The sequence below is a fragment of the Acinetobacter sp. 70_2 genome (assembly GCF_056736115.1).
The window spans coordinates 86,791-106,174 of the sequence record NZ_JBWZIP010000001.1 but is presented as its reverse complement, the minus strand read 5'-3'; the positions used below and the strand labels follow the sequence as shown (position 1 = coordinate 106,174).

17 protein-coding genes are annotated in these 19,384 nt (G+C 41.3%); 12 read left to right on the top strand and 5 right to left on the bottom strand.

Going from position 1 to position 19,384, the window contains the following annotated elements:
* Window positions 1–6 precede the first annotated feature (6 nt).
* From AC1PJ9_RS00415 to AC1PJ9_RS00385, 7 genes are all read left to right on the top strand, one after another.
* A complete protein-coding gene (locus AC1PJ9_RS00415; protein WP_002117566.1) occupies window positions 7–528 on the top strand; it encodes a cupin domain-containing protein in 522 nt (173 codons plus the stop codon).
* A gap of 36 nt (window positions 529–564) precedes the next feature.
* Window positions 565–1,389, top strand: coding sequence for an alpha/beta fold hydrolase (locus AC1PJ9_RS00410; protein ID WP_311086423.1), 825 nt, complete (start codon window positions 565–567; stop codon window positions 1,387–1,389).
* Window positions 1,390–1,404: 15 nt separating this feature from the next.
* Window positions 1,405–2,199, top strand: a complete 795-nt coding sequence (locus tag AC1PJ9_RS00405; protein WP_004703156.1) for an SDR family oxidoreductase — start codon at window positions 1,405–1,407, stop codon at window positions 2,197–2,199.
* A gap of 15 nt (window positions 2,200–2,214) precedes the next feature.
* Window positions 2,215–3,006: an aspartate dehydrogenase gene (locus AC1PJ9_RS00400; protein WP_005303282.1), complete on the top strand. Its 792-nt coding sequence runs from the start codon at window positions 2,215–2,217 to the stop codon at window positions 3,004–3,006.
* A 13-nt stretch (window positions 3,007–3,019) separates the two neighbouring features.
* Window positions 3,020–4,486, top strand: a complete 1,467-nt coding sequence (locus tag AC1PJ9_RS00395; RefSeq protein WP_311086422.1) for an aldehyde dehydrogenase — start codon at window positions 3,020–3,022, stop codon at window positions 4,484–4,486.
* A 38-nt stretch (window positions 4,487–4,524) separates the two neighbouring features.
* Window positions 4,525–6,165, top strand: coding sequence for a thiamine pyrophosphate-binding protein (locus AC1PJ9_RS00390; protein ID WP_311086421.1), 1,641 nt, complete (start codon window positions 4,525–4,527; stop codon window positions 6,163–6,165).
* A gap of 155 nt (window positions 6,166–6,320) precedes the next feature.
* Complete coding sequence (locus tag AC1PJ9_RS00385; RefSeq protein WP_209762803.1) at window positions 6,321–7,517, top strand: hypothetical protein; 1,197 nt, start codon at window positions 6,321–6,323, stop codon at window positions 7,515–7,517.
* A gap of 58 nt (window positions 7,518–7,575) precedes the next feature.
* Here the strand turns inward: AC1PJ9_RS00385 and AC1PJ9_RS00380 are convergent, their stop codons facing one another.
* Window positions 7,576–8,874: an MFS transporter gene (locus tag AC1PJ9_RS00380; RefSeq protein ID WP_191110421.1), complete on the bottom strand. Its 1,299-nt coding sequence runs from the start codon at window positions 8,872–8,874 to the stop codon at window positions 7,576–7,578.
* Between the two features lie 235 nt (window positions 8,875–9,109).
* Between AC1PJ9_RS00380 and def the strand changes: the two genes are divergently transcribed.
* A complete protein-coding gene (def, locus tag AC1PJ9_RS00375; RefSeq protein ID WP_068936590.1) occupies window positions 9,110–9,592 on the top strand; it encodes a peptide deformylase in 483 nt (160 codons plus the stop codon).
* A gap of 178 nt (window positions 9,593–9,770) precedes the next feature.
* Window positions 9,771–11,093: a glutaminase gene (locus tag AC1PJ9_RS00370; RefSeq protein ID WP_311086420.1), complete on the top strand. Its 1,323-nt coding sequence runs from the start codon at window positions 9,771–9,773 to the stop codon at window positions 11,091–11,093.
* On the opposite strand, the gene AC1PJ9_RS00365 is transcribed toward AC1PJ9_RS00370, so the two are convergent.
* A complete protein-coding gene (locus AC1PJ9_RS00365) occupies window positions 11,060–11,848 on the bottom strand; it encodes an AraC family transcriptional regulator (protein WP_311086419.1) in 789 nt (262 codons plus the stop codon). The two genes, AC1PJ9_RS00370 and AC1PJ9_RS00365, sit on opposite strands and share 34 nt — an antisense overlap.
* A 106-nt stretch (window positions 11,849–11,954) precedes the next feature.
* On the opposite strand from AC1PJ9_RS00365, the gene AC1PJ9_RS00360 reads away from it, so the two are divergent.
* Window positions 11,955–13,175 (top strand): MFS transporter, encoded by a 1,221-nt coding sequence (locus AC1PJ9_RS00360; RefSeq protein WP_311086418.1) that lies wholly within the window; start codon window positions 11,955–11,957, stop codon window positions 13,173–13,175.
* 67 nt (window positions 13,176–13,242) lie between these two features.
* On the opposite strand, the gene AC1PJ9_RS00355 is transcribed toward AC1PJ9_RS00360, so the two are convergent.
* Window positions 13,243–14,388, bottom strand: a complete 1,146-nt coding sequence (locus AC1PJ9_RS00355; RefSeq protein WP_311086417.1) for an aldose epimerase family protein — start codon at window positions 14,386–14,388, stop codon at window positions 13,243–13,245.
* Between the two features lie 172 nt (window positions 14,389–14,560).
* Here AC1PJ9_RS00355 and AC1PJ9_RS00350 point away from each other — a divergent pair, with 172 nt between their 5' ends.
* Window positions 14,561–15,007: a hypothetical protein gene (locus AC1PJ9_RS00350; RefSeq protein ID WP_311086416.1), complete on the top strand. Its 447-nt coding sequence runs from the start codon at window positions 14,561–14,563 to the stop codon at window positions 15,005–15,007.
* Between the two features lie 9 nt (window positions 15,008–15,016).
* Here the strand turns inward: AC1PJ9_RS00350 and AC1PJ9_RS00345 are convergent, their stop codons facing one another.
* Entirely contained in the window at window positions 15,017–15,220 is a 204-nt protein-coding gene (locus tag AC1PJ9_RS00345; RefSeq protein ID WP_311086415.1) for an amino acid transport protein, read from the bottom strand.
* A gap of 67 nt (window positions 15,221–15,287) precedes the next feature.
* Window positions 15,288–18,974: a methionine synthase gene (gene metH / locus AC1PJ9_RS00340; protein ID WP_311086414.1), complete on the bottom strand. Its 3,687-nt coding sequence runs from the start codon at window positions 18,972–18,974 to the stop codon at window positions 15,288–15,290.
* A gap of 20 nt (window positions 18,975–18,994) precedes the next feature.
* On the opposite strand from metH, the gene AC1PJ9_RS00335 reads away from it, so the two are divergent.
* On the top strand, window positions 18,995–19,270 hold the full coding sequence (locus AC1PJ9_RS00335) for a hypothetical protein (RefSeq protein WP_479762693.1): 276 nt from the start codon (window positions 18,995–18,997) through the stop codon (window positions 19,268–19,270).
* Window positions 19,271–19,384 lie beyond the last annotated feature (114 nt).

Sequence of the window (19,384 nt, the reverse complement as noted above, 5' to 3'; positions counted from 1 at the left end):
TAAAAAATGACTACACAACAATTCGAATCGTGGGCACAACCAGAGGGTGCTTCTTTAGAAGATTGGTTAAACACACGTATTGCTCGCTTTGAGACACGTAAATACGACTTCGATGCTTTGAAGTTCCAAGCAGATTACGACCCGAAATATCGCCGTGCACAAATGCGTTACATGGGTACGGGTGCAACAGGTGTTGCGAATGACGGCAACACTGTACCAGCAGAAAACTTCACGTTTTCAACCATGGTTCTGCCACCACAGTGTGAAGGTCCTTTGCACATTCACCACGATGTTGAAGAAGTTTTCTTTATGCTCCGCGGCGAAATTGATTTGTTCATTGAGCACAACGGCGAAAAATTTGAGACCCGTTTAAAAGAGCGTGACCTGATTTCAATTCCACCGGGTATTTACCGTGGTTTGTTTAACCCAGGTCAAGAAGATGCCTTGATGTGTGTGATGTTGGGAACAGGCAAACCAACCATTCCGAACTATCCACCAGAGCATCCATTGTCTCAAATCAAACGTTAATTGTTTGATGAAGTGAATAAAAGGAAAGAGTTGAAAATGATGACACTCATTGAACAGTTAGCAGAATTTCCGGTGAAAACCGTTACTGTTCAAGGCCAGCAGCAAGCCTATCGGGAAGCCGGTCAGGGCGAGTACCTTGTGCTGTTGCATGGCATTAGTTCGGGTTCTGCTTCATGGGTAAACCAACTTGAAGTGCTGTCTCATCATTTTCATGTCATTGCCTGGGACGCACCGGGCTATGGCAAATCAGATGAACTTTTAACTGATCAACCCAATGCTACCGACTACGCAAAGCGTTTGGCTGCGTTGTTTGATGTTTTAAAAATTGAAAAAGCAATTGTGGTCGGACACTCATTAGGTGCCTTACAGGCGAGTGCATTTGCTGCACTTTACCCAGAGCGAGTGAAACACTTGGTTGTCGCTAACTTGGCACAAGGCTACCAACGCCACGATGAACAGACACAGATTCAGGTTTTTGAAAAAAGACCAAAAATGTTGAAAGAACTTGGTGCTAAAGGAATGGCCGAAAGCCGTGGACCTCATTTGATTTATAAACAAGAGCCACAGGCCTTAGCTTTAGTTTCAGAGGTGATGCAACAGTTGACCCTACAGGGTTTCACACATGCATCGTACTTACTCGCATATGACGAAATACGTAATTATTTAACCCATTTAAAAGTCCCATGCACAGTGATTGCAGGGCAGCAAGATCAAATCACTCCTGCGTTAAGTATACAAGAGCTTGCTCAGGAATTGCAGTTGGAACAGCGCTTCATCATAGAAGATGCAGGACATTTAAGTTATGTCGACCAACCGCAAGCATTTAACCAAATTATGTTGACGATTCAGGAACAATCGTAAGAGAGATTAAGGATTATGAGCTTCCAAGTTGAAGGAAAAGTTGCAGTTGTTACCGGTGGCTCATCTGGGATTGGGCTGGCTGCTGTTGAAATACTGGTTGCAGAGGGTGCAAAAGTTGCTTGGTGTGGTCGCGATGAAGAACGTTTAAATGCTTCTAAGCACTATATTTTAGAAAAATTTCCACATGCCAATATTTTTACCAAAGCATGTAATGTTTTGAAAAAAGAAGAAGTTCAGCAATTTGCCAAAGACGTCAAACTCAATTTGGGCAATGTGGACATGCTCATTAACAATGCTGGGCAAGGTCGTGTTTCAAATTTTGAAAATACGCAAGATGAAGACTGGATGAAAGAAATTGAGCTGAAATATTTCAGTGTTTTACATCCGGTAAGAGCTTTTCTTGACGACTTAAAACAGTCGGCAAATGCGTCTATTACCAATGTGAACTCATTACTGGCATTGCAACCTGAACCGCACATGATTGCGACTTCATCTGCACGCGCTGCACTTTTGAACTTAACCCATTCTTTGGCACATGAGTTTACTCAATATGGTGTTCGCGTGAACTCGATTTTACTCGGTATGGTCGAATCTGCGCAGTGGAAACGCCGTTATGAAACCCGTTCAGATTTAAATCTGTCATGGGAGGAGTGGACAGGCAATATTGCAAAAAATCGCGGTATTCCAATGCAGCGTTTAGGCCGCCCAGAAGAGCCTGCACGTGCTTTAGTTTTCTTGGCATCACCATTGGCATCTTACACCACAGGTTCAGCAATAGATGTCTCGGGTGGTTTTAACAAACATTTATAAATATTAGGTGCTGTCATGAAAAAGTTGATGATGATTGGTTTTGGCGCAATGGCGGCAGAAGTGTATGCCCACTTGCCTCAAGATCTGCAACTCAAATGGATTGTCGTGCCATCTCGCAGTATTGAAAAAGTGCAGTCACAAGTGTCTTCCGAGATTCAGGTGATTTCAGATATTGAGCAATGTGATGGTGAGCCTGACTATGTTATTGAGGTGGCAGGTCAAGCAGCCGTGAAAGAGCATGCTCAAAAAGTTTTAGCGAAAGGCTGGACCATTGGTCTGATTTCGGTGGGTACTTTGGCTGATAACGAGTTTTTAATTCAGCTTAAACAAACTGCTGAAAAAAATGATGCTCATCTGCATTTACTGGCAGGGGCTATCGCAGGCATTGACGGTATTTCTGCGGCCAAAGAAGGTGGTTTGCAAAAAGTCACTTACAAAGGCTGTAAAAGCCCAAAAAGCTGGAAGGGTAGTTATGCAGAGCAATTGGTCGATTTAGACCATGTTGCTGAAGCTACAGTTTTTTTTACTGGAACAGCCCGCGAAGCTGCGACTAAATTTCCAGCCAATGCCAACGTTGCAGCAACCATTGCACTAGCAGGGCTTGGAATGGATGAAACCATGGTTGAGTTAACTGTTGATCCAACCATCAACAAAAACAAACACACCATTGTGGCAGAAGGTGGCTTTGGGCAAATGACCATTGAACTGGTGGGCGTGCCGTTACCAAGTAACCCGAAAACATCAACTTTGGCTGCGCTTAGCGTGATTCGTGCTTGTCGCAACAGTGTAGAAGCAATACAGATTTAAGAAGGATTTGATCATGGCAAAGGAAATTTATATTGCAGGTGAATGGCGATTAGGTCGTGGTGCAGTCATTCAAAGCCTGTTTCCGGCAGATCAGTCGGTAAACGCTGAGCTTTCAACAGCAACGCTTGAAGATGTAAATGAAGCAATTGAAAAAGCAGATCAGGCTTGGCGTGAACCGAGCTGGAGAAACAGCTTGCCGCATGAGCGCGCACGTATTCTCTACAAAGTTGCAGACATTATTGAAGCGCGTGTAGATGAGTTAGCGAAATTACAAACACGTGATAATGGTAAGCCTTTAACCGAAACTCGTGGCTTGGTGATGAGCGCGGCGGCAACTGCACGTTATGTTGCTGCGGCTTGTGAAACAATGAATGACGAGCTCACCACTCAACGTGCTCCAGACTTTATGACCATGAGTGTGCATGAACCTGTCGGCGTTGTGGCAGCCATTACCCCTTGGAACTCTCCAATCGCGAGTGAAGTTCAAAAGCTTGCTCCAGCTTTGGCAGCAGGAAATGCCGTGGTGTTAAAACCAGCAGAAGCAACCTCACTGATTGCTTTAGAGCTTGCCAAAATTTTTGAAGAAGCTGGCTTACCAAAAGGCTTACTCAGCGTGCTAGTTGGTCGTGGTTCTATCATTGGTGATGCGATTGCTCAACATCCATTGGTTCGTAAAATTTCTTTTACAGGTGGCACAACCACAGGTCGTCATTTGGCACACATTGCCGCAGATAAACTGATTACTACTTCGCTTGAGTTAGGTGGTAAGTCACCAACCATCGTTTTGCCGGATGCAGATGTCGAACTGGCAGCTAAAGGTGTCGCGTATGGTATTTTTAGCTCGGCAGGCCAAGCGTGTATCGCAGGTTCTCGCTTGTTTATTCATAGCAGTCTTTACGATCAGTTTTTAACGCGTTTGGTTGAAATTACCAAAGGCTTACGTGTGGGCCATCCGGAACAAGCTGGTGTGCATTTAGGACCACTGGTCAATGACAAACATATGCAGTCTGTTGACCGCTATGTGCAGCTTGCTAAAAGCGAAGGTGGTCAAGTTCTGATTGGTGGTGAAGCGCTTACGGCTGGTGACTATGCCAAAGGAAGTTATTACTTACCAACGATTATCACGGGCTTAAATAACAGTGCTCAAACCTGTCAGGAAGAAATTTTTGGCCCTGTTTTAGTGGTTATGAAATATGACAATGAGCAAGATTTAATTGCTCAAGCCAATGACAGTTGTTTTGGCCTTGCCGCAGGTATTTGGACTGAAAGCTATCGCAAAGCTTGGCGGATTGCACGTGCATTAGAAGTGGGAACGGTATGGATTAATACCTACAAAAAGTTCTCGATTAGTACGCCTTTTGGTGGCTTTAAAGACAGTGGAATCGGGCGCGAAAAAGGCCGTTTGGGCATTTTATCGTACATGCAACAAAAGAGTATTTATATGGGGCTGAATGAACAGCCTAACCCTTGGTGCGATTAATAAATTCAAGGACTGAAAACAAATTTTGAGGAACAGACATGACTGAACGTGTAAATGTAGGCGAAGCAATCGCAAGAGTTTTAGAAGCGCACCAAGTTGATAGTATTTATGGTGTTATTTCCATCCACAATTTACCGATTGCCGATGCAGTAGGGCGCCGTGAAAAAATGCGTTTTGTCGCAGCCCGTGGTGAAGCGGGTGCGGTTACTATGGCAGATGCACACTCACGCTTTAAAGGCCTAGGTGTAGCGTTAACCAGTACGGGTGCTGGAGCAGGTAATGCGGTGGGGTCACTGATTGAAGCAATGAATGCGGGTAGCCCTGTATTGCATTTAACAGGTCAAGTTGAGCGTGAATATCTTGACCGTGATGCAAGTTTCATTCATGAAACTAAAGACCAACTTACATTCTTGCGTGCATCAAGCAAAGCGGCGTTCCGTATTACCAGTCCAGACAATGCAGTTGGTGTGATACGTGAAGCAATTCGAGTAGCAACTACAGTTCCAATGGGACCAGTAAGTGTTGAGTTACCAATTGATGTACAGGCAGCAGAAATCGATTTGCCACTTAACTTAGGACCAGTCAAAGCACTTGAGTTACCACAGGCAGAGCAAGCTGAAATCGACCTTCTTGTCAGTGAAATCAAAAAAGCAAAACGTCCGATTTTCTGGATTGGCGGTGGAACTTTAAATAGTGTTGCTGAAGTTAAAGCAATTGCAGATTTAGGTATTCCGGTTGTTTCATCGACTCATGCTCGTGGGGTGTTGCCAGATGATCATCCACGTAGCTTAGGTGCTTTCCATAATTCGGCGGGTGTTGAGCAGTTATTAAAAGATGCTGACTTAATGGTTGTGGTGGGTTCTCGTTTACGCAGTAATGAAACAAAAACTTATTCGGTTGAATTCCCTGAAAATATTATTCAGGTAGATGCCAACCCAGTGGCTCAGCAACGTAATTACAAAATCCGCAACTTCATTTGTGGTGATGCCAAAGATGTCTTAACACGTGTGTTAGAACAGCTTCAAGACATTTCAAAAGTTGATGCTGACTACGATGCTGCTGTAGTGGCTGCTAAACAGTCTGCAATTGATGCACTGCGCAAACAAATCGATCAATACGCATTAATTTGTGATCACTTACGTGCAGCTTTACCTCAAGACGGTATTTTTGTACGTGACATCACCATGTCTGGTAGCACATGGGGCAGTCGTTTATTCCCTGTACAAGCACCAAACCAAAACATCCACTCACTTGCGGGTGCAATTGGGTTAGGCCTTGCAACAGCAATCGGCGCTTCAATTGCTAACCCTGACAAAAAAGTAATTGGTTTAGTCGGCGATGGCGGCTTAATGCTGGGTATTGGTGAGATTGCAACCATGGTGCAAGAAAACACCAATATGGTCCTAATGATTATGAATGATGGTGGTTATGGCGTAATGCGTGGTATTCAAAATAATTACTTCGGTGGCCGCCAGTATTTCAATGAACTGCATACGCCTGACTACAAACTTCTTGGTGAATCAATGGGTGTGAAAAGCTGGAAAGTAGGTAGTGCAGATGAGTTTAAAACGGTTATTCAAGAGGCTGTCGCTTTTGAAGGGCCAACCGTGATTGAGCTGGATATGAACTCGATTGGACCATTAAACTTCGCGGGTCCACCGCAAAAGAAACTGTATTAACCAGTTTGGATGGTTTAGTACATATGCGATGGGAGCTGCTAAGCCATCCTTTTTTTAGATAAAATTTTTTGTCTAAAAAACAATAAAAACTAAGTTTTACAGGTAAAACAAATAAAGTTCCAGCAGGACGCTGGAACTCAATCAAGGATGTAGAGATGAAAAAGACTTCATTGATCATGGCATTCATTGCACCGCTTACGCTGGGGGTAAGCGTCAATGCATTTGCAAAAGACTCATTGCTTGAATGGAAAAGTGATGATGGCACCGACTCATTAAAGTTAGGTGGGGTGGTTCGGTTAAATCAACGCTATGAAGATTGGGAAGGGCCAAACCGTGGTTTTGGTAAGCTCCATTTTGATATTTTCAGGGTAGATCTCAAAGGAAAGTTTGATGATGCCTACATCAATGCCAGTTATATGTTTCAAGACCAACAGAAAACGTCCATTGAAAAAGCATATGTTGGATATAACCTAGATGCGAATAACAGCATTGAAGCAGGTTTGGTTTATAAGCCTTTCACGATTTATCCATACCCACAAAATGGCTGGACCTATCACATTCCATTCTTTTTAGGTTATGGCAATAACATTGCACCGGGGATTAACTGGAATTATCACGACAAAGATTGGGATTTAAAACTCGGGTATTACCCGCAAATGTTAGAGACGAATTTGCGTTATTCACCTGAAAGTGCAACTTATGATGACTTGGCAGGAAATGCATTTCCATCTCAAAAAGCCTATCAAAATGAAAAACGCAATCAGGTGAATACCCGTATTGTACGTAAGTTAGAGACCGATTTTGGTAAGCAAGAGTTCGGTGTATCAGGTGCAATTGCCCAGCTACATAATGATATTACCGACAAAGACGGCAAATATTATGCAGTCGGTTTGCACACCGAAAACAACTACAAACGCTTTAATCTACAAAGCTCGGTCATTCATTATCAATACGATGCTAAAAATCCAGATGGTGTAAATAGTGATATGACTTTAATGGGGGCGAATGGACTTACACCTGCTTATTTCATTGCTTCAGAAGGGACGATTGCCAGTTTAAACCTTGCCTATACGTTGCCTGTCACCAATATGGGTAAGCTAAAATCCATTAAGTTTTATAATGACTATAGTTACTTGGATAAAAAACGTGATGATTGGTCCGACTCGCAAATGAACACCACAGGAATGATGTTTATTGCTTCACCCTTTATGGTTTGGGCAGATTATACGTGGGGTAAAAACTCCAACATCATTGGTGGTTCTACAAACTCAACGGGTTATACCTCTGCAACCTCGCCAAACAGTGATAAATGGTTATATCGTATTAACTTTAATATCGGCTTTACTTTCTAAACTAAGCAGCAATAAAAAAACCACGCAATCGGCGTGGTTTTTTCATAGGTTAAAGCTTTTAATATCTGTTTTTTTCAAACTTATTCCAAAATACAAAAGCAGTCACAAAGGCTAAAATTGTTAGCACGAAAATATAATACATCGCACCAATATCACTATATTGACTGAGCCAATGCACTAAAGGCAGTGTCATACCGCCAACAATCGCATAAGACAAATTATAAGAAAATGAAATGCCCGAGAAACGCACAGGCGCGGGGAACATTTTAACCATACTGCTCGACACCATGCCGACAGTACCAGAGCATAGACCCAACAGCATATATAAACCAAAAATGGTTGAATGGGCAGCATGTCCTAAACTGTTATAAAAAACTGCTGCTGTGAGTGCAACGGCAAGCGCACCGACCATCATGACTTTGCCACAGCCAAAACGGTCAGCAAAATAGCCAGCCAAGATACACCCGACCATTTGCATAACAATTGCTGCACTTTGCATTTCAAAAGTCTGTGCGCGCTCAAAGCCAAATGAACCAATCAATAAATTGGGCATGGCTAAAATAACCACGACTACACAGCCAGTTAAAAACCACGTAAATAACATGCCAATCGCAACGGCTGTTTTATGCGTTTTTAACACTTGTTTTACAGGCATTTCTTTTGAAATTTCTTTACGTGCCTGCATGGCTTTAAACACAGGCGTTTCTTTTAAATAAGTCCGTAAATAAAGTGCAACTAGACCAAAAATACCACCTGCAATGAAAGGAATACGCCATGCCCAGTCGTGAATTTGTCCTTCACTAAAATTCAGTGAAATCCATAGAGACATCAGTGCGCCTAGTAAAATTCCTAAAGACAGACCAGCGGTGAGTAAACCATTTGCCAGTCCAATTTTTCTTTCGGGAACATGTTCAGACACAAAGGTCCATGCGGCTGGAATTTCACCCCCAATCGCAATCCCTTGTACCACTCGCATAAGTAGTAAAAGTAGGGGGGCTAAATACCCAATATTTTCAAAGGTCGGCAATATCCCGATAAACAGGGTAGGCAGCGCCATCAGCAAAATAGAAAGTGAAAATAGTTTTTTGCGCCCAACTAAATCACCAAAGTGGGCCATAACCACCCCACCTAAAGGCCTAAAAAAGTAACCTGCTGCGAAAATTCCGTAAGTGTTAAGCATGGCCCAAAATGGGCTAAGGGTGCTTGGGAAAAACAGGTCGGAAATGATTTTGGCGTAAAACACATAAATCACAAAATCGTAAAATTCTAAAGCTCCACCCAATGAAGAAAGGGCGAGGGTTCGTTTATCTTCTTTATTGAGATAGTTCGCATCCTGCAAAGTTAAGTCCTGATCCATTTTTTTACTTAATTGTTGTAATTGAAGTTTGGATATTAATGGAAAAGTGAAGTAAAAGTAAATGGAGGAAATTTGTTCTATACGGAGGCTTAGATTTTCATCACTCAAATAAAAAAAGCTTTAAAACAAAAAACGCATTAGATGAAACAAAAACAGATGTAGGAATGACTTTTCTTTTGAGTCGTTCAGCGAAATAATAAAACTCGTCTAGCCAGTTTAATGAGAGAGTCAAAGGATGAGTGTAGTTTTACCTGTCGCGAAGCGTGGTGAAGATATTTTGAAATTGATTGCGGCTCCCGTCTCGGCAAATGAGTTAAACAGTGATTGGCTTTATCAGCTTGCCGCTGCTATGCAAGCAACCATGCTTGAGCGTAATGGAGTGGGAATTGCCGCACCGCAAGTTTATATTTCTAAACGCGTCATTATTGTGGCTTCCAGACCAAACCCACGCTATCCCGATGCACCTGAAATGGATGCTGTGGTGATGGTGAATCCTGAAATTTTAGAGTTTTCGAGTGAAACGCTTTTGGGTGAAGAAGGTTGCTTAAGTGTGCCAGATGAACGTGGACAAGTGGAACGTGCAGAAATGGTTAAGGTTAAATATCTAACCCTTAAAGGAGAGATGGTTGAAACAATTTTTCATGGTTTTCCTGCTCGTATTGTTCAACATGAAGTCGATCATTTAAATGGAATCTTGTTTGTAGAAAGAATAAGCTAATCTTCAGTTTAAAGTTTTGAAAAACCTATAATGAGCTTGAAATGAATAAGACATAGCAATTACAATACTTATAGCGTGATATTTAAATCATTACAAAAGATATAATTTTAATATTATCAGCAGGTTGTGCTGAAATTTTGCGCGATGTTGTGAATCTCCTCATTTAAGGTTACTGACCATGAAAACCCCTCTCCCAGAATATTTGGCAAATGTTATAGAAGCCTGTGACATCGACAACAGTGGTCATCTCGCCGATTATATTCCTGAGTTGGCAAATGCAAACCCAGATCGATTAGCTTTAGCAATGTCTACGGTAGATGGCGAAATTTATTCGGTTGGTGATGATGATGTCGAATTCACCATACAGTCGATTTCTAAACCTTTTGTATATGCCTATGTTTTACAACAACTTGGCATTGATGCAGTACTTGCGAAAGTAGGGGTAGAGCCTTCGGGGGAAGCCTTCAATGAAATTTCTTTGGGTAAAGACGGACGTCCGAAAAACCCGATGATTAACTCTGGCGCAATTACTGTACATTCCTTGATTCAGGTCAAGCATGGTTTACATAGCGCAGAAATTCTACGCCGTTTTATGAGCGAGCTTGCAGGCCGCGAATTAAGTTTTGATGAGTCTGTTTATGATTCGGAAGTTAAAACAGCCTACCGTAATCTTTCGATCGGTTATATGTTGAGAACTGTCGGAATTTTGGAAACTGACCCTGTAGATATCGTGAATGGCTATATTCGCCAATGTGCGATCATGGTTACAGTTAAAGACTTGGTACGTATGGGCAGTGTACTTGCTAATGGCGGGGTCGATCCTAGAACTGGAAAGCGCCTATTGAATCGATCTGTCGTTAGACAAGTCCTCAGTGTCATGATGAGCTGTGGTATGTACGATGCAGCGGGTGACTGGCTTTCAACTGTAGGTATTCCTGCTAAAAGTGGTGTAGCAGGCGGTATCTTGGGTGTGCTACCGGGGCAGGTCAGTATTGCTGCTTTTTCACCTCGTTTAGATGAGCATGGTCATAGTATTCGAGGCATCGATATTTTAGAGCGATTATCTCGTGACATGGGATTACATCTCATGGAAGGTACACCTTCTGCACAAACCATTGTACAAAGCCATTACCGCACAGGAAAAGACGCATCATTAAGCGTATATGTGCTTCGCGGCGTATTGAAATTTACTGAAGCGGAAATGTTATTACGCATTTTACAAGACGAGACAACTGACCAAAGCACAATCGTCATTGATTTAACACAGATTTCACTTATCCACGATGTGGGTAAACGTATGTTCTTAGAAGGGGTAGATCGTCTGATTGATGATGGTCATACGCTTGTTCTAGTTGACCCTGAACAGCGCTTAGATCATGCCAGAACAGCTAAAGATCGTGAGCTTCATGTCTACCACGATTTTGATGATTTGCTCGAAAAGCATGAGATCCGCACTAAAAAAAAGACTTATAGCGACATCGCGGCACTTCTAAACTGCTGAGGTGTTTTTCCTAGATGTCGCTTAAACATCGCACTGAACGCGCTGGGGTTTGTATACCCCAGTGACTCTGAAATTTGAGCAATAGATTCACCATTCGCGATTTTACTCAAGGCAATTGCAATATGCATTTGCTGTACCCACGCCCGATACGACAGCCCAGTTTCTTTTTGGAACATACGCATTAAAGTTCTAGAACTCGTACCAATCTCATCGGCCCAATCTGTTAAGTCTTTTGAATGGTCAGGAGTATGTAATAACTCTTGGCAAATTTTTAATAGTCGTTTGTCTTTCGGCCAAGGAATCTGAATAGGTAACAAATTGGCTCGATGAATTTCTTCAAAAATCAAAATTTGTAAAGAACGGGAAAGTTCTTGAGAAGTCGCAGTATTTGGCGTGTCTTCTCGCTCAATTTCATTTAAACGAATTAAAAGTTCATGTAAAAGGTTGCTTACTCGAATAATAAAACAATGTTGCCCCATTAGAGCTGCTGCATTTACTTCAACCAATGCCGTATTTAACTTCACGTGACTCAATGAAATCACGCTGTGTTCTACATTTGCCGGAATCCATAATGCACACATCGGCGGCACAATCCAGACATGATTAGGTGTAAAAACCTGAATATTTCCTGTAGACGCATACAAAAACTGCGCACGTGTATGCGTATGGGTAGGTGTGATTTCTCGGTAGGAATGCTCAGAAGAGAGTCCAATCACAAGTTCAGACAAATCAGACTGAATAAGAGAATCGGACATAAAATATCCTGAAAATTGTCACTTATACAATGATTATTGGAAGATAACTTTATAAGCGACAATTTACAATAAGCATCTCATTTAAAAATATTGGAGTTTTTCAGGTATGACGTCTTCAATACAATTGAAAGATGGTATTGCCAATACCGTTGCAAATGATCAGCCTCAAGGAATGATTATTAAAATTGTAGGCGCCGTGGCGGTTGCGCATTTACTGAACGATTTGATTCAAGCGGTGCTACCAGCCATCTATCCAATGCTAAAAGCAAACTTTTCGCTGAGTTTTGCAGAGGTTGGCCTGATTTCGTTTGTATATCAAATTACAGGTTCACTACTTCAGCCTTGGATTGGACTTTATACCGATAAACATCCAAAACCATATCTTCTCCCACTCGGAATGGTCGTTACATTCTGCGGCATTATCTTGTTGGCATTTTCACCTAGTTTTGCTGTGTTGTTATGTGCATCTGCACTGATTGGGGTCGGGTCTGCAACCTTTCATCCTGAGGCTTCACGGGTGGCACGAATGGCGTCGGGTGGACGCTTTGGTACGGCTCAATCGACTTTTCAGGTGGGCGGAAACACAGGTACTGCCATTGGCCCATTGTTGGCAGCTTTACTGATTGTTCCATTTGGGCAGCATGCAGTTGCGGGCTTGGTTATCATTGCACTTTTAGCAATTTGGGTTTTATTTGGTGTAAGCCGTTGGACGGTAAGTCATGCAAAAAGTCAGGTGGTTGCACGTGCTACCCAAGCACAGAGTAAATTGCATGGCCGTAAGCTTATTATTGCTTTGAGCACAATTAGTTTATTGATGTTTGCTAAATTTACTTACATTGCCAGCATTAGTAACTACTTTACTTTTTATCTTATTCAAAAGTTCCATATCAGCATCCAGACTGCTCAGTTGCATTTATTTGCCTTTTTAGCAGCCGTTGCATTAGGTACATTTGCAGGTGGCCCAATTGGAGACAAAATTGGCCGTAAAGCTGTGATCTGGGTTTCATTTATTGGTATGGCGCCGTTTGCATTAATGATGCCGTATGCAAACTTATTCTGGACAACGGTTTTCTCAATTATTGCAGGTTTGGTGTTGTCGTCTGCTTTTGCCGCAATGGTGGTTTACGCACAAGAAGCTGTTCCGGGCCGTGTGGGTATGATTGCAGGTTTAATGTTTGGTCTTATGTTTGGGGTAAGTGGTATTGCCGCAGCAGGGTTGGGACATTTAGCTGATATTAACGGCATTGAATGGGTATTTGGTTTATGTTCATTCTTGCCATTACTTGGGTTTGCAACAGCACTTTTACCAAACACAAAGGTTAAATAAATGAAAAGACTCTCAGCCATATTCAGCTGAGAGTCTTTTTAGTCAAATATATCTCTAATTAAAAAGACTATTTTTGAACACCAAACTTAAATACGGTAACACTGTTATAAGTTTGATTTGGGTTTAAACGTGTAGATGGGAAAGTCGGTTGATTTGGGCTATCTGGAAAATGCTGTGTTTCTAATGCTAGCGCATCTGCTTGTCGATAGAGTACGCCGTTTGCACCAGCAACATTTCCGAGTAAATGATTGGCTGTATACATTTGAACACTGGGTTCAGTAGTCAAGACTTGCAGTGTCCGTTTAGATTTCGGATCAAAAACATGAGCTGCAAGATTTAACTTTCCTTGAGACTTTTGGTTAAGTACCCAAGTTTGGTCATAGCCATACCCATAGGCCAATTGCTGATGATTCGCTCGAATATCTTTCACAATTGCTTTAGGCGTCCGAAAATCAAAAGGCGTACCTGCAACCGAAGCTATTTCACCTGTGGGTAAAGAGTTTTGATCGGTTACCAATACACGGTCTGCATTTAGCTGGACAACATGATCCAGTACGCCATAAGGGTTATTACCAGCGCCGGACAAGTTGAAATAACTATGGTTGGTAAGATTGACGACTGTAGGTTGATCAGTTTTGGCCTTATATTCAATTTTAAATTCATTCTGATCTGAAAGACTGTAGATCACTTCCACATCTAATTTTCCGGGAAAACCTTGATCACCATTTGGACTGGTCAACTTAAGAGAAGCTTTAACGGTTTCACCTTGAGAAACGAGGGGCTTAACTTGCCAAACACGTTTATCAAAACCCGGATTACCGCTATGTAATGAATTCGGTCCATTATTTTTTTCAAGATTATATGTTTTTCCATCTAAGCTAAATTTAGCCTTACCAATCCGGTTCGCATAACGACCAATTAACCCGCCAAAATGAATGCCTTCCTTGGTATCAGTGACTTCATAGCCTTTTAGATCATCGAAGCCCAAAACAATATTATTTTGTTTACCTTGTGCATCGGGAGTCAAAATCTGAGTAATTACACCACCGAAGCTAATAAAAGAAACTGAGACTCCCTTATTATTGCTCATGGTGTATAGATCAACTTTTTGACCGTCTTGAGTCGTACCATAGGGTTTTACATTTAATGTTGCTGCATTTGCAAGTTGTGCAAAGCTATAAATCGCAACACCTAAAATTACTAATTTTTTCATGCTTATACTCTATTTTTTAATAATTGGACTGGATGAATATAAGATTGATTTTTCGTCTTTTTAAACAGTTTTTTATTATATATAGTGTTAATGATGATTAGCGCTGTTAACGCTAAGTATTGAACAAACTGGCACTAATTCAATTAATAAAACTCAACAGTAAGCTATTTTTATGACTCATCTCGACTCGGTTTTAAAATTTTCGCTTGGTCTTAATGGCATGTCATTTGACTTAGACAACCAGCACATCCAACTCGAACAGGGCTTAGGTTTTGTTAATTCAAAAAGTATTCGACATGGTGTGATTGATGAACTTGCTATCGAAAAGATGATTTATTTTATTGAAGAAATCATCGAGTCCCAGCCTCTAAGAAATTTAAAGATAAGTGGCGTAGCTGTTACGTCTGATACTGCCATGACACAACTTAGCGAGTTATTTTTTAGTGCTAAAAAGCAAATTAGCCGTATTGAGCTTGAGCATGGTTTTAATAGTTTTATTGAGCGTTTGAGCTATTACACAAACCAAGTGGCTCCAGATCAGCTTTATATTTTTACCTACTTTGTATTTATTCGAGAGATGATGCATCACTTAAGAGTTGAGCAAATTCAGATCCTTTAAGAAATGACACTAAAAGCGTAAAAAATAGGGAATAACGGATAGTAAAGTGCCAATGCCACTAAGCAAGACATTACTCTCAATAAAATAAGGGAAAATCATTAAAATTAAACCCACAGTAAAAGGCACAGTCATTTTTTGCTTTTTTCCATAGAGAAAATAGCCGAGCCCAATGGAGCTAAAGATTACGCCGAGAAAAAGTTGAGTTGTGTTCATAAAGAGTTTCTAAATACTTGAATAAAAAAGAGCTACATATGTAGCTCTCCTCAAAAATTACATAAGCTTAAGCAATCGAATCATCTAAATTTGGTGCTAACCAACGCTTCGCTTCATCCAGTGTCCACCCTTTACGTTTTGCATAATCTTCAAGTTGGTCTTGAGAGATTTTACCCACGTTAAAGTATTCACTTTGTGGATGAGAATAATAGAAACCGCTCACCGAAGATGGTGGCATCATTGCAAAGTGTTCAGTCAGTTTAGTACCGATTTTGTCGGTAGAACCTAACCAGTCGAACAACACCGCTTTTTCAGAGTGCTCTGGGCAAGCAGGGTAACCCGGTGCAGGGCGAATACCGACATATTTCTCTTTAATCAGTTCTTCATTGCTAAGCTGTTCATCCGCTTTATAGCCCCAGAACTCTTTACGAATGCGTTCATGTAAGTGTTCGGCAAAAGCTTCAGCAAAACGGTCTGCCAATGACTGAACTAAAATTGCAGAGTAGTCATCACCTTTAGCTTTGTATTCATTTGCCAGTTCTTCTGCACCAAAAATAGATACAGTAAATCCGCCTAAGTAGTCTTGTTGCTCACGGTCAGTGCGAATGTAATCTGCTAAAGACAAGTTTGGTTTACCTGTGACTTTGTCAGATTGCTGACGTAAGTGCTCAAAAGTATGCGTAACATTTTGCCCCGCTTCATCGAATACGCTCACTGTGTCTGCGTCAGTGCGCTGAGCAGGGAACATACCAAATACAGCACGTGCATCAAAAAGGTTGTTGTCGATAATATCTTTCAACATCGCTTGTGCTTGGTTGTAAAGGTCAGTTGCCGCTTCACCCACCACTTCATCTTCTAAAATTTTCGGGAATTTACCTGCCAAGCTCCAAGAAATAAAGAATGGTGTCCAGTCAAAATAATCTACGAGTGTTGCAAGCGGATAATTCTTTAAAACTTGTGTTCCTAAAAGATTTGGTTTTGGTGGCACGTAGCTTTCATCAATTTTAAAACCATTTTCAACCGACTCTTTATAAGTCAGTTTGGCCGCTTTTGGTTGCTTGTTGGCTAAACGTTCACGAATTTTGGCATATTCAGCACGGTGTTCTTCAATAAAGTTTCCACGCATTTCTTTTGAAAGGAGAGTGGTTGCAACACCCACAGCACGTGAAGCATCAGCCACATAAATCACAGCATCGTTTTGGTACTGAGGATCAATTTTTACTGCTGTGTGGGCTTTAGACGTCGTCGCACCACCAATCAATAAAGGAATGTTAAAGCCCTTACGCTGCATTTCTTTCGCAACAAATACCATTTCATCTAAAGATGGAGTGATCAGACCAGACAAGCCAATGATGTCACATTTTTCATCAATTGCAGTTTGCAAGATCTTCTCGCAAGGTACCATCACACCAAGGTCAACAATATCGTAGCCATTACAGCCAAGTACCACGCCTACAATATTTTTACCAATATCGTGTACGTCGCCTTTAACAGTTGCCATGAGGACTTTACCTTTAGATTGTCCTTCAGACTTTTCAGCTTCAATGTATGGGTTGAGCCATGCTACAGCTTGTTTCATAACACGGGCAGATTTTACAACCTGTGGTAAGAACATTTTGCCTGAACCGAACAAGTCACCAACCACGTTCATACCGTCCATCAGCGGTCCTTCAATCACATCTAAAGGACGTTTTGATTTTAAGCGAGCTTCTTCGGTGTCTTGGTCAATATAAGTGGTAATACCTTTAACCAATGCATATTCAAGACGTTTTTCAACTGATTCATTACGCCATTCAAGGTTTTCGGCTTCTTTGGCAGCACCGCCTTGTCCGCGGTATTTTTCTGCTACTTCAAGCAGTTTCTCAGTCGCAGCTTGACCAGACTCACCTTGGTTTTGGTTTAAGATGACATCTTCAACAGCTTCTTTTAGCTCGGCTGGAATGTCATCATAAATTGCCATTTGACCAGCATTCACAATACCCATGGTCATGCCTTGCTTAATGGCATGGTACAAGAACACAGAGTGAATCGCTTCACGAACGGGTTCATTACCACGGAATGAGAATGAAACGTTCGATACCCCACCAGAAATCATGGCATGTGGTAAGTTCTGTTTAATCCAACCTGTCGCCTCAATAAAATCGACCGCGTAGTTGTTGTGTTCTTCAATACCTGTTGCCACTGCGAACACGTTAGGATCAAAAATAATATCTTCAGCAGGGAAGCCCACTTCATTTACTAAAATGTCGTATGAACGTTTACAGATTTCGCGTTTACGTTCAGCAGTATCAGCCTGTCCAGCTTCATCAAAGGCCATCACAATAATTGCGGCACCATATTGACGGCAAAGGCGGGCTTTTTCGACAAACTCGTCATAACCTTCTTTTAAAGAAATCGAGTTAACAACAGGTTTACCTTGTACGCATTTTAAGCCAGCTTCAATGATTTCCCATTTTGATGAGTCAATCATGATTGGCACACGTGAAATATCAGGTTCAGATGCTACAAGGTTTAAAAAATGCACCATCGCATTTTGCGAATCGAGCATCCCTTCATCCATGTTAATGTCGATAATTTGCGCGCCAGCTTCAACTTGTTGCTGTGCAACTTCTAAAGCTTCGGCAAAGTTTTCTTCACGAATGAGACGTAAGAATTTTTTAGAACCAGTAACGTTAGTACGTTCACCAACGTTTACGAAAAGTGAGTCATCATGAATATTAAATGGCTCTAAACCACTTAAACGGCAAGCAGGTACTGTTTCAGGTACTTGGCGAGGCGCAATATCTTTTACTGCATTGGCAATGGCGCGAATATGATCTGGTGTCGTACCACAGCAACCACCCGTAATGTTAATTAAACCGCTTTCAGCAAATTCTTTTAAGAAAGCAGCAGTTTGCTCAGGCGTTTCGTCATATCCACCAAATGCGTTTGGTAAGCCTGCATTTGGATGCGCTGAAACAAAAGTATCTGCGACATCAGAAATAGTTTTTACGTGAGGACGCATGGCATCTGCACCAAGCGCACAGTTAAAGCCAATTGAAAGCAAATCACCATGACGAACAGAGTTCCAGAAAGCTTCGGCAGTTTGGCCTGTTAAAGTACGACCTGATGCATCGGTAATGGTTCCTGAAATCATAATTGGTAACTCACGACCAATTTGTTTGAAGACTTCTTTAACTGCAAAAATGGCTGCTTTACAGTTTAATGTATCAAATACGGTTTCAATCAAAATGATATCAACACCGCCTTCAATCAGTGCATGAGTCGCTTCAATGTAGTTTTCTTTTAACTCATCAAAGGTAATGTTACGAAAAGCAGGGTCATTTACATTTGGTGAAATTGAACAAGTACGCGATGTTGGACCGAGTACACCAGCAACAAAACGTGGTTTGTCTGGAGTCGAGTACTTTTCACAAGCTGCTTTGGCTAAACGAGCTGCTTCACGGTTAATCTCTGGAACAAGATCTTCCATGTGATAGTCAGACATTGAAACACGTGTGCCGTTAAAGCTGTTGGTTTCAATAATGTCTGCACCAGCATCAAGATAAGCTTCATGAATGCCTTGAATGATTTGAGGTTGTGTCAAAACTAAAAGGTCATTATTACCCTTTAAGTCATGTGCCCAATCAGCAAAACGCTCACCACGGTAGTCGGCTTCTTCTAATTTATGGCGCTGGATCATCGTTCCCATAGCACCATCAATAATCAGAATGCGTTTAGCAAGAAGCGCTTTTAGGGTGGCAAGCGTAGACATAGAAAACCCCGATCTTTTATATGAATTTAAAAATGCGGCGCTATTGTAACAGAATAGCAGCACAAATGATGACCTACGAAGGTCATGAGTTGATGAGAGAAAAATTAAAAAAGAGGGGGTTTTATGACAAAAACGAAAGAATTTTCATGAAATATTCATCAAATGATCATGATATTGAAATATTTCATGATCAATATGCCGAAATATTACAGTTGTTCTGTGTAAAAAATAGACATCCAGGTCATTTTATTTGTTTTTTTGCTGTAAAAATAAGCACAAAAGGAGCTTATAAATAATGATTTAAGTTATTGTATTTTAAAAATAAAATAAAAATTAGCGAGGAAAGGTGCATCAAATGAGGTCAAAATATAAAAATTTGACTTCATCAGGCGGCTCTTTGTCATATAATT

Bases quoted from the DNA above. Each gene is read 5' to 3' on its own strand.
- AC1PJ9_RS00415 (WP_002117566.1), top strand. From the start codon at position 7: ATGACTACACAACAATTCGAATCGTGGGCACAACCAGAGGGTGCTTCT.
- AC1PJ9_RS00410 (WP_311086423.1), top strand. From the start codon at position 565: ATGATGACACTCATTGAACAGTTAGCAGAATTTCCGGTGAAAACCGTT.
- AC1PJ9_RS00405 (WP_004703156.1), top strand. From the start codon at position 1,405: ATGAGCTTCCAAGTTGAAGGAAAAGTTGCAGTTGTTACCGGTGGCTCA.
- AC1PJ9_RS00400 (WP_005303282.1), top strand. From the start codon at position 2,215: ATGAAAAAGTTGATGATGATTGGTTTTGGCGCAATGGCGGCAGAAGTG.
- AC1PJ9_RS00395 (WP_311086422.1), top strand. From the start codon at position 3,020: ATGGCAAAGGAAATTTATATTGCAGGTGAATGGCGATTAGGTCGTGGT.
- AC1PJ9_RS00390 (WP_311086421.1), top strand. From the start codon at position 4,525: ATGACTGAACGTGTAAATGTAGGCGAAGCAATCGCAAGAGTTTTAGAA.
- AC1PJ9_RS00385 (WP_209762803.1), top strand. From the start codon at position 6,321: ATGAAAAAGACTTCATTGATCATGGCATTCATTGCACCGCTTACGCTG.
- AC1PJ9_RS00380 (WP_191110421.1), bottom strand. From the start codon at position 8,874: ATGGATCAGGACTTAACTTTGCAGGATGCGAACTATCTCAATAAAGAA.
- def (WP_068936590.1), top strand. From the start codon at position 9,110: ATGAGTGTAGTTTTACCTGTCGCGAAGCGTGGTGAAGATATTTTGAAA.
- AC1PJ9_RS00370 (WP_311086420.1), top strand. From the start codon at position 9,771: ATGAAAACCCCTCTCCCAGAATATTTGGCAAATGTTATAGAAGCCTGT.
- AC1PJ9_RS00365 (WP_311086419.1), bottom strand. From the start codon at position 11,848: ATGTCCGATTCTCTTATTCAGTCTGATTTGTCTGAACTTGTGATTGGA.
- AC1PJ9_RS00360 (WP_311086418.1), top strand. From the start codon at position 11,955: ATGACGTCTTCAATACAATTGAAAGATGGTATTGCCAATACCGTTGCA.
- AC1PJ9_RS00355 (WP_311086417.1), bottom strand. From the start codon at position 14,388: ATGAAAAAATTAGTAATTTTAGGTGTTGCGATTTATAGCTTTGCACAA.
- AC1PJ9_RS00350 (WP_311086416.1), top strand. From the start codon at position 14,561: ATGACTCATCTCGACTCGGTTTTAAAATTTTCGCTTGGTCTTAATGGC.
- AC1PJ9_RS00345 (WP_311086415.1), bottom strand. From the start codon at position 15,220: ATGAACACAACTCAACTTTTTCTCGGCGTAATCTTTAGCTCCATTGGG.
- metH (WP_311086414.1), bottom strand. From the start codon at position 18,974: ATGTCTACGCTTGCCACCCTAAAAGCGCTTCTTGCTAAACGCATTCTG.
- AC1PJ9_RS00335 (WP_479762693.1), top strand. From the start codon at position 18,995: ATGAATTTAAAAATGCGGCGCTATTGTAACAGAATAGCAGCACAAATG.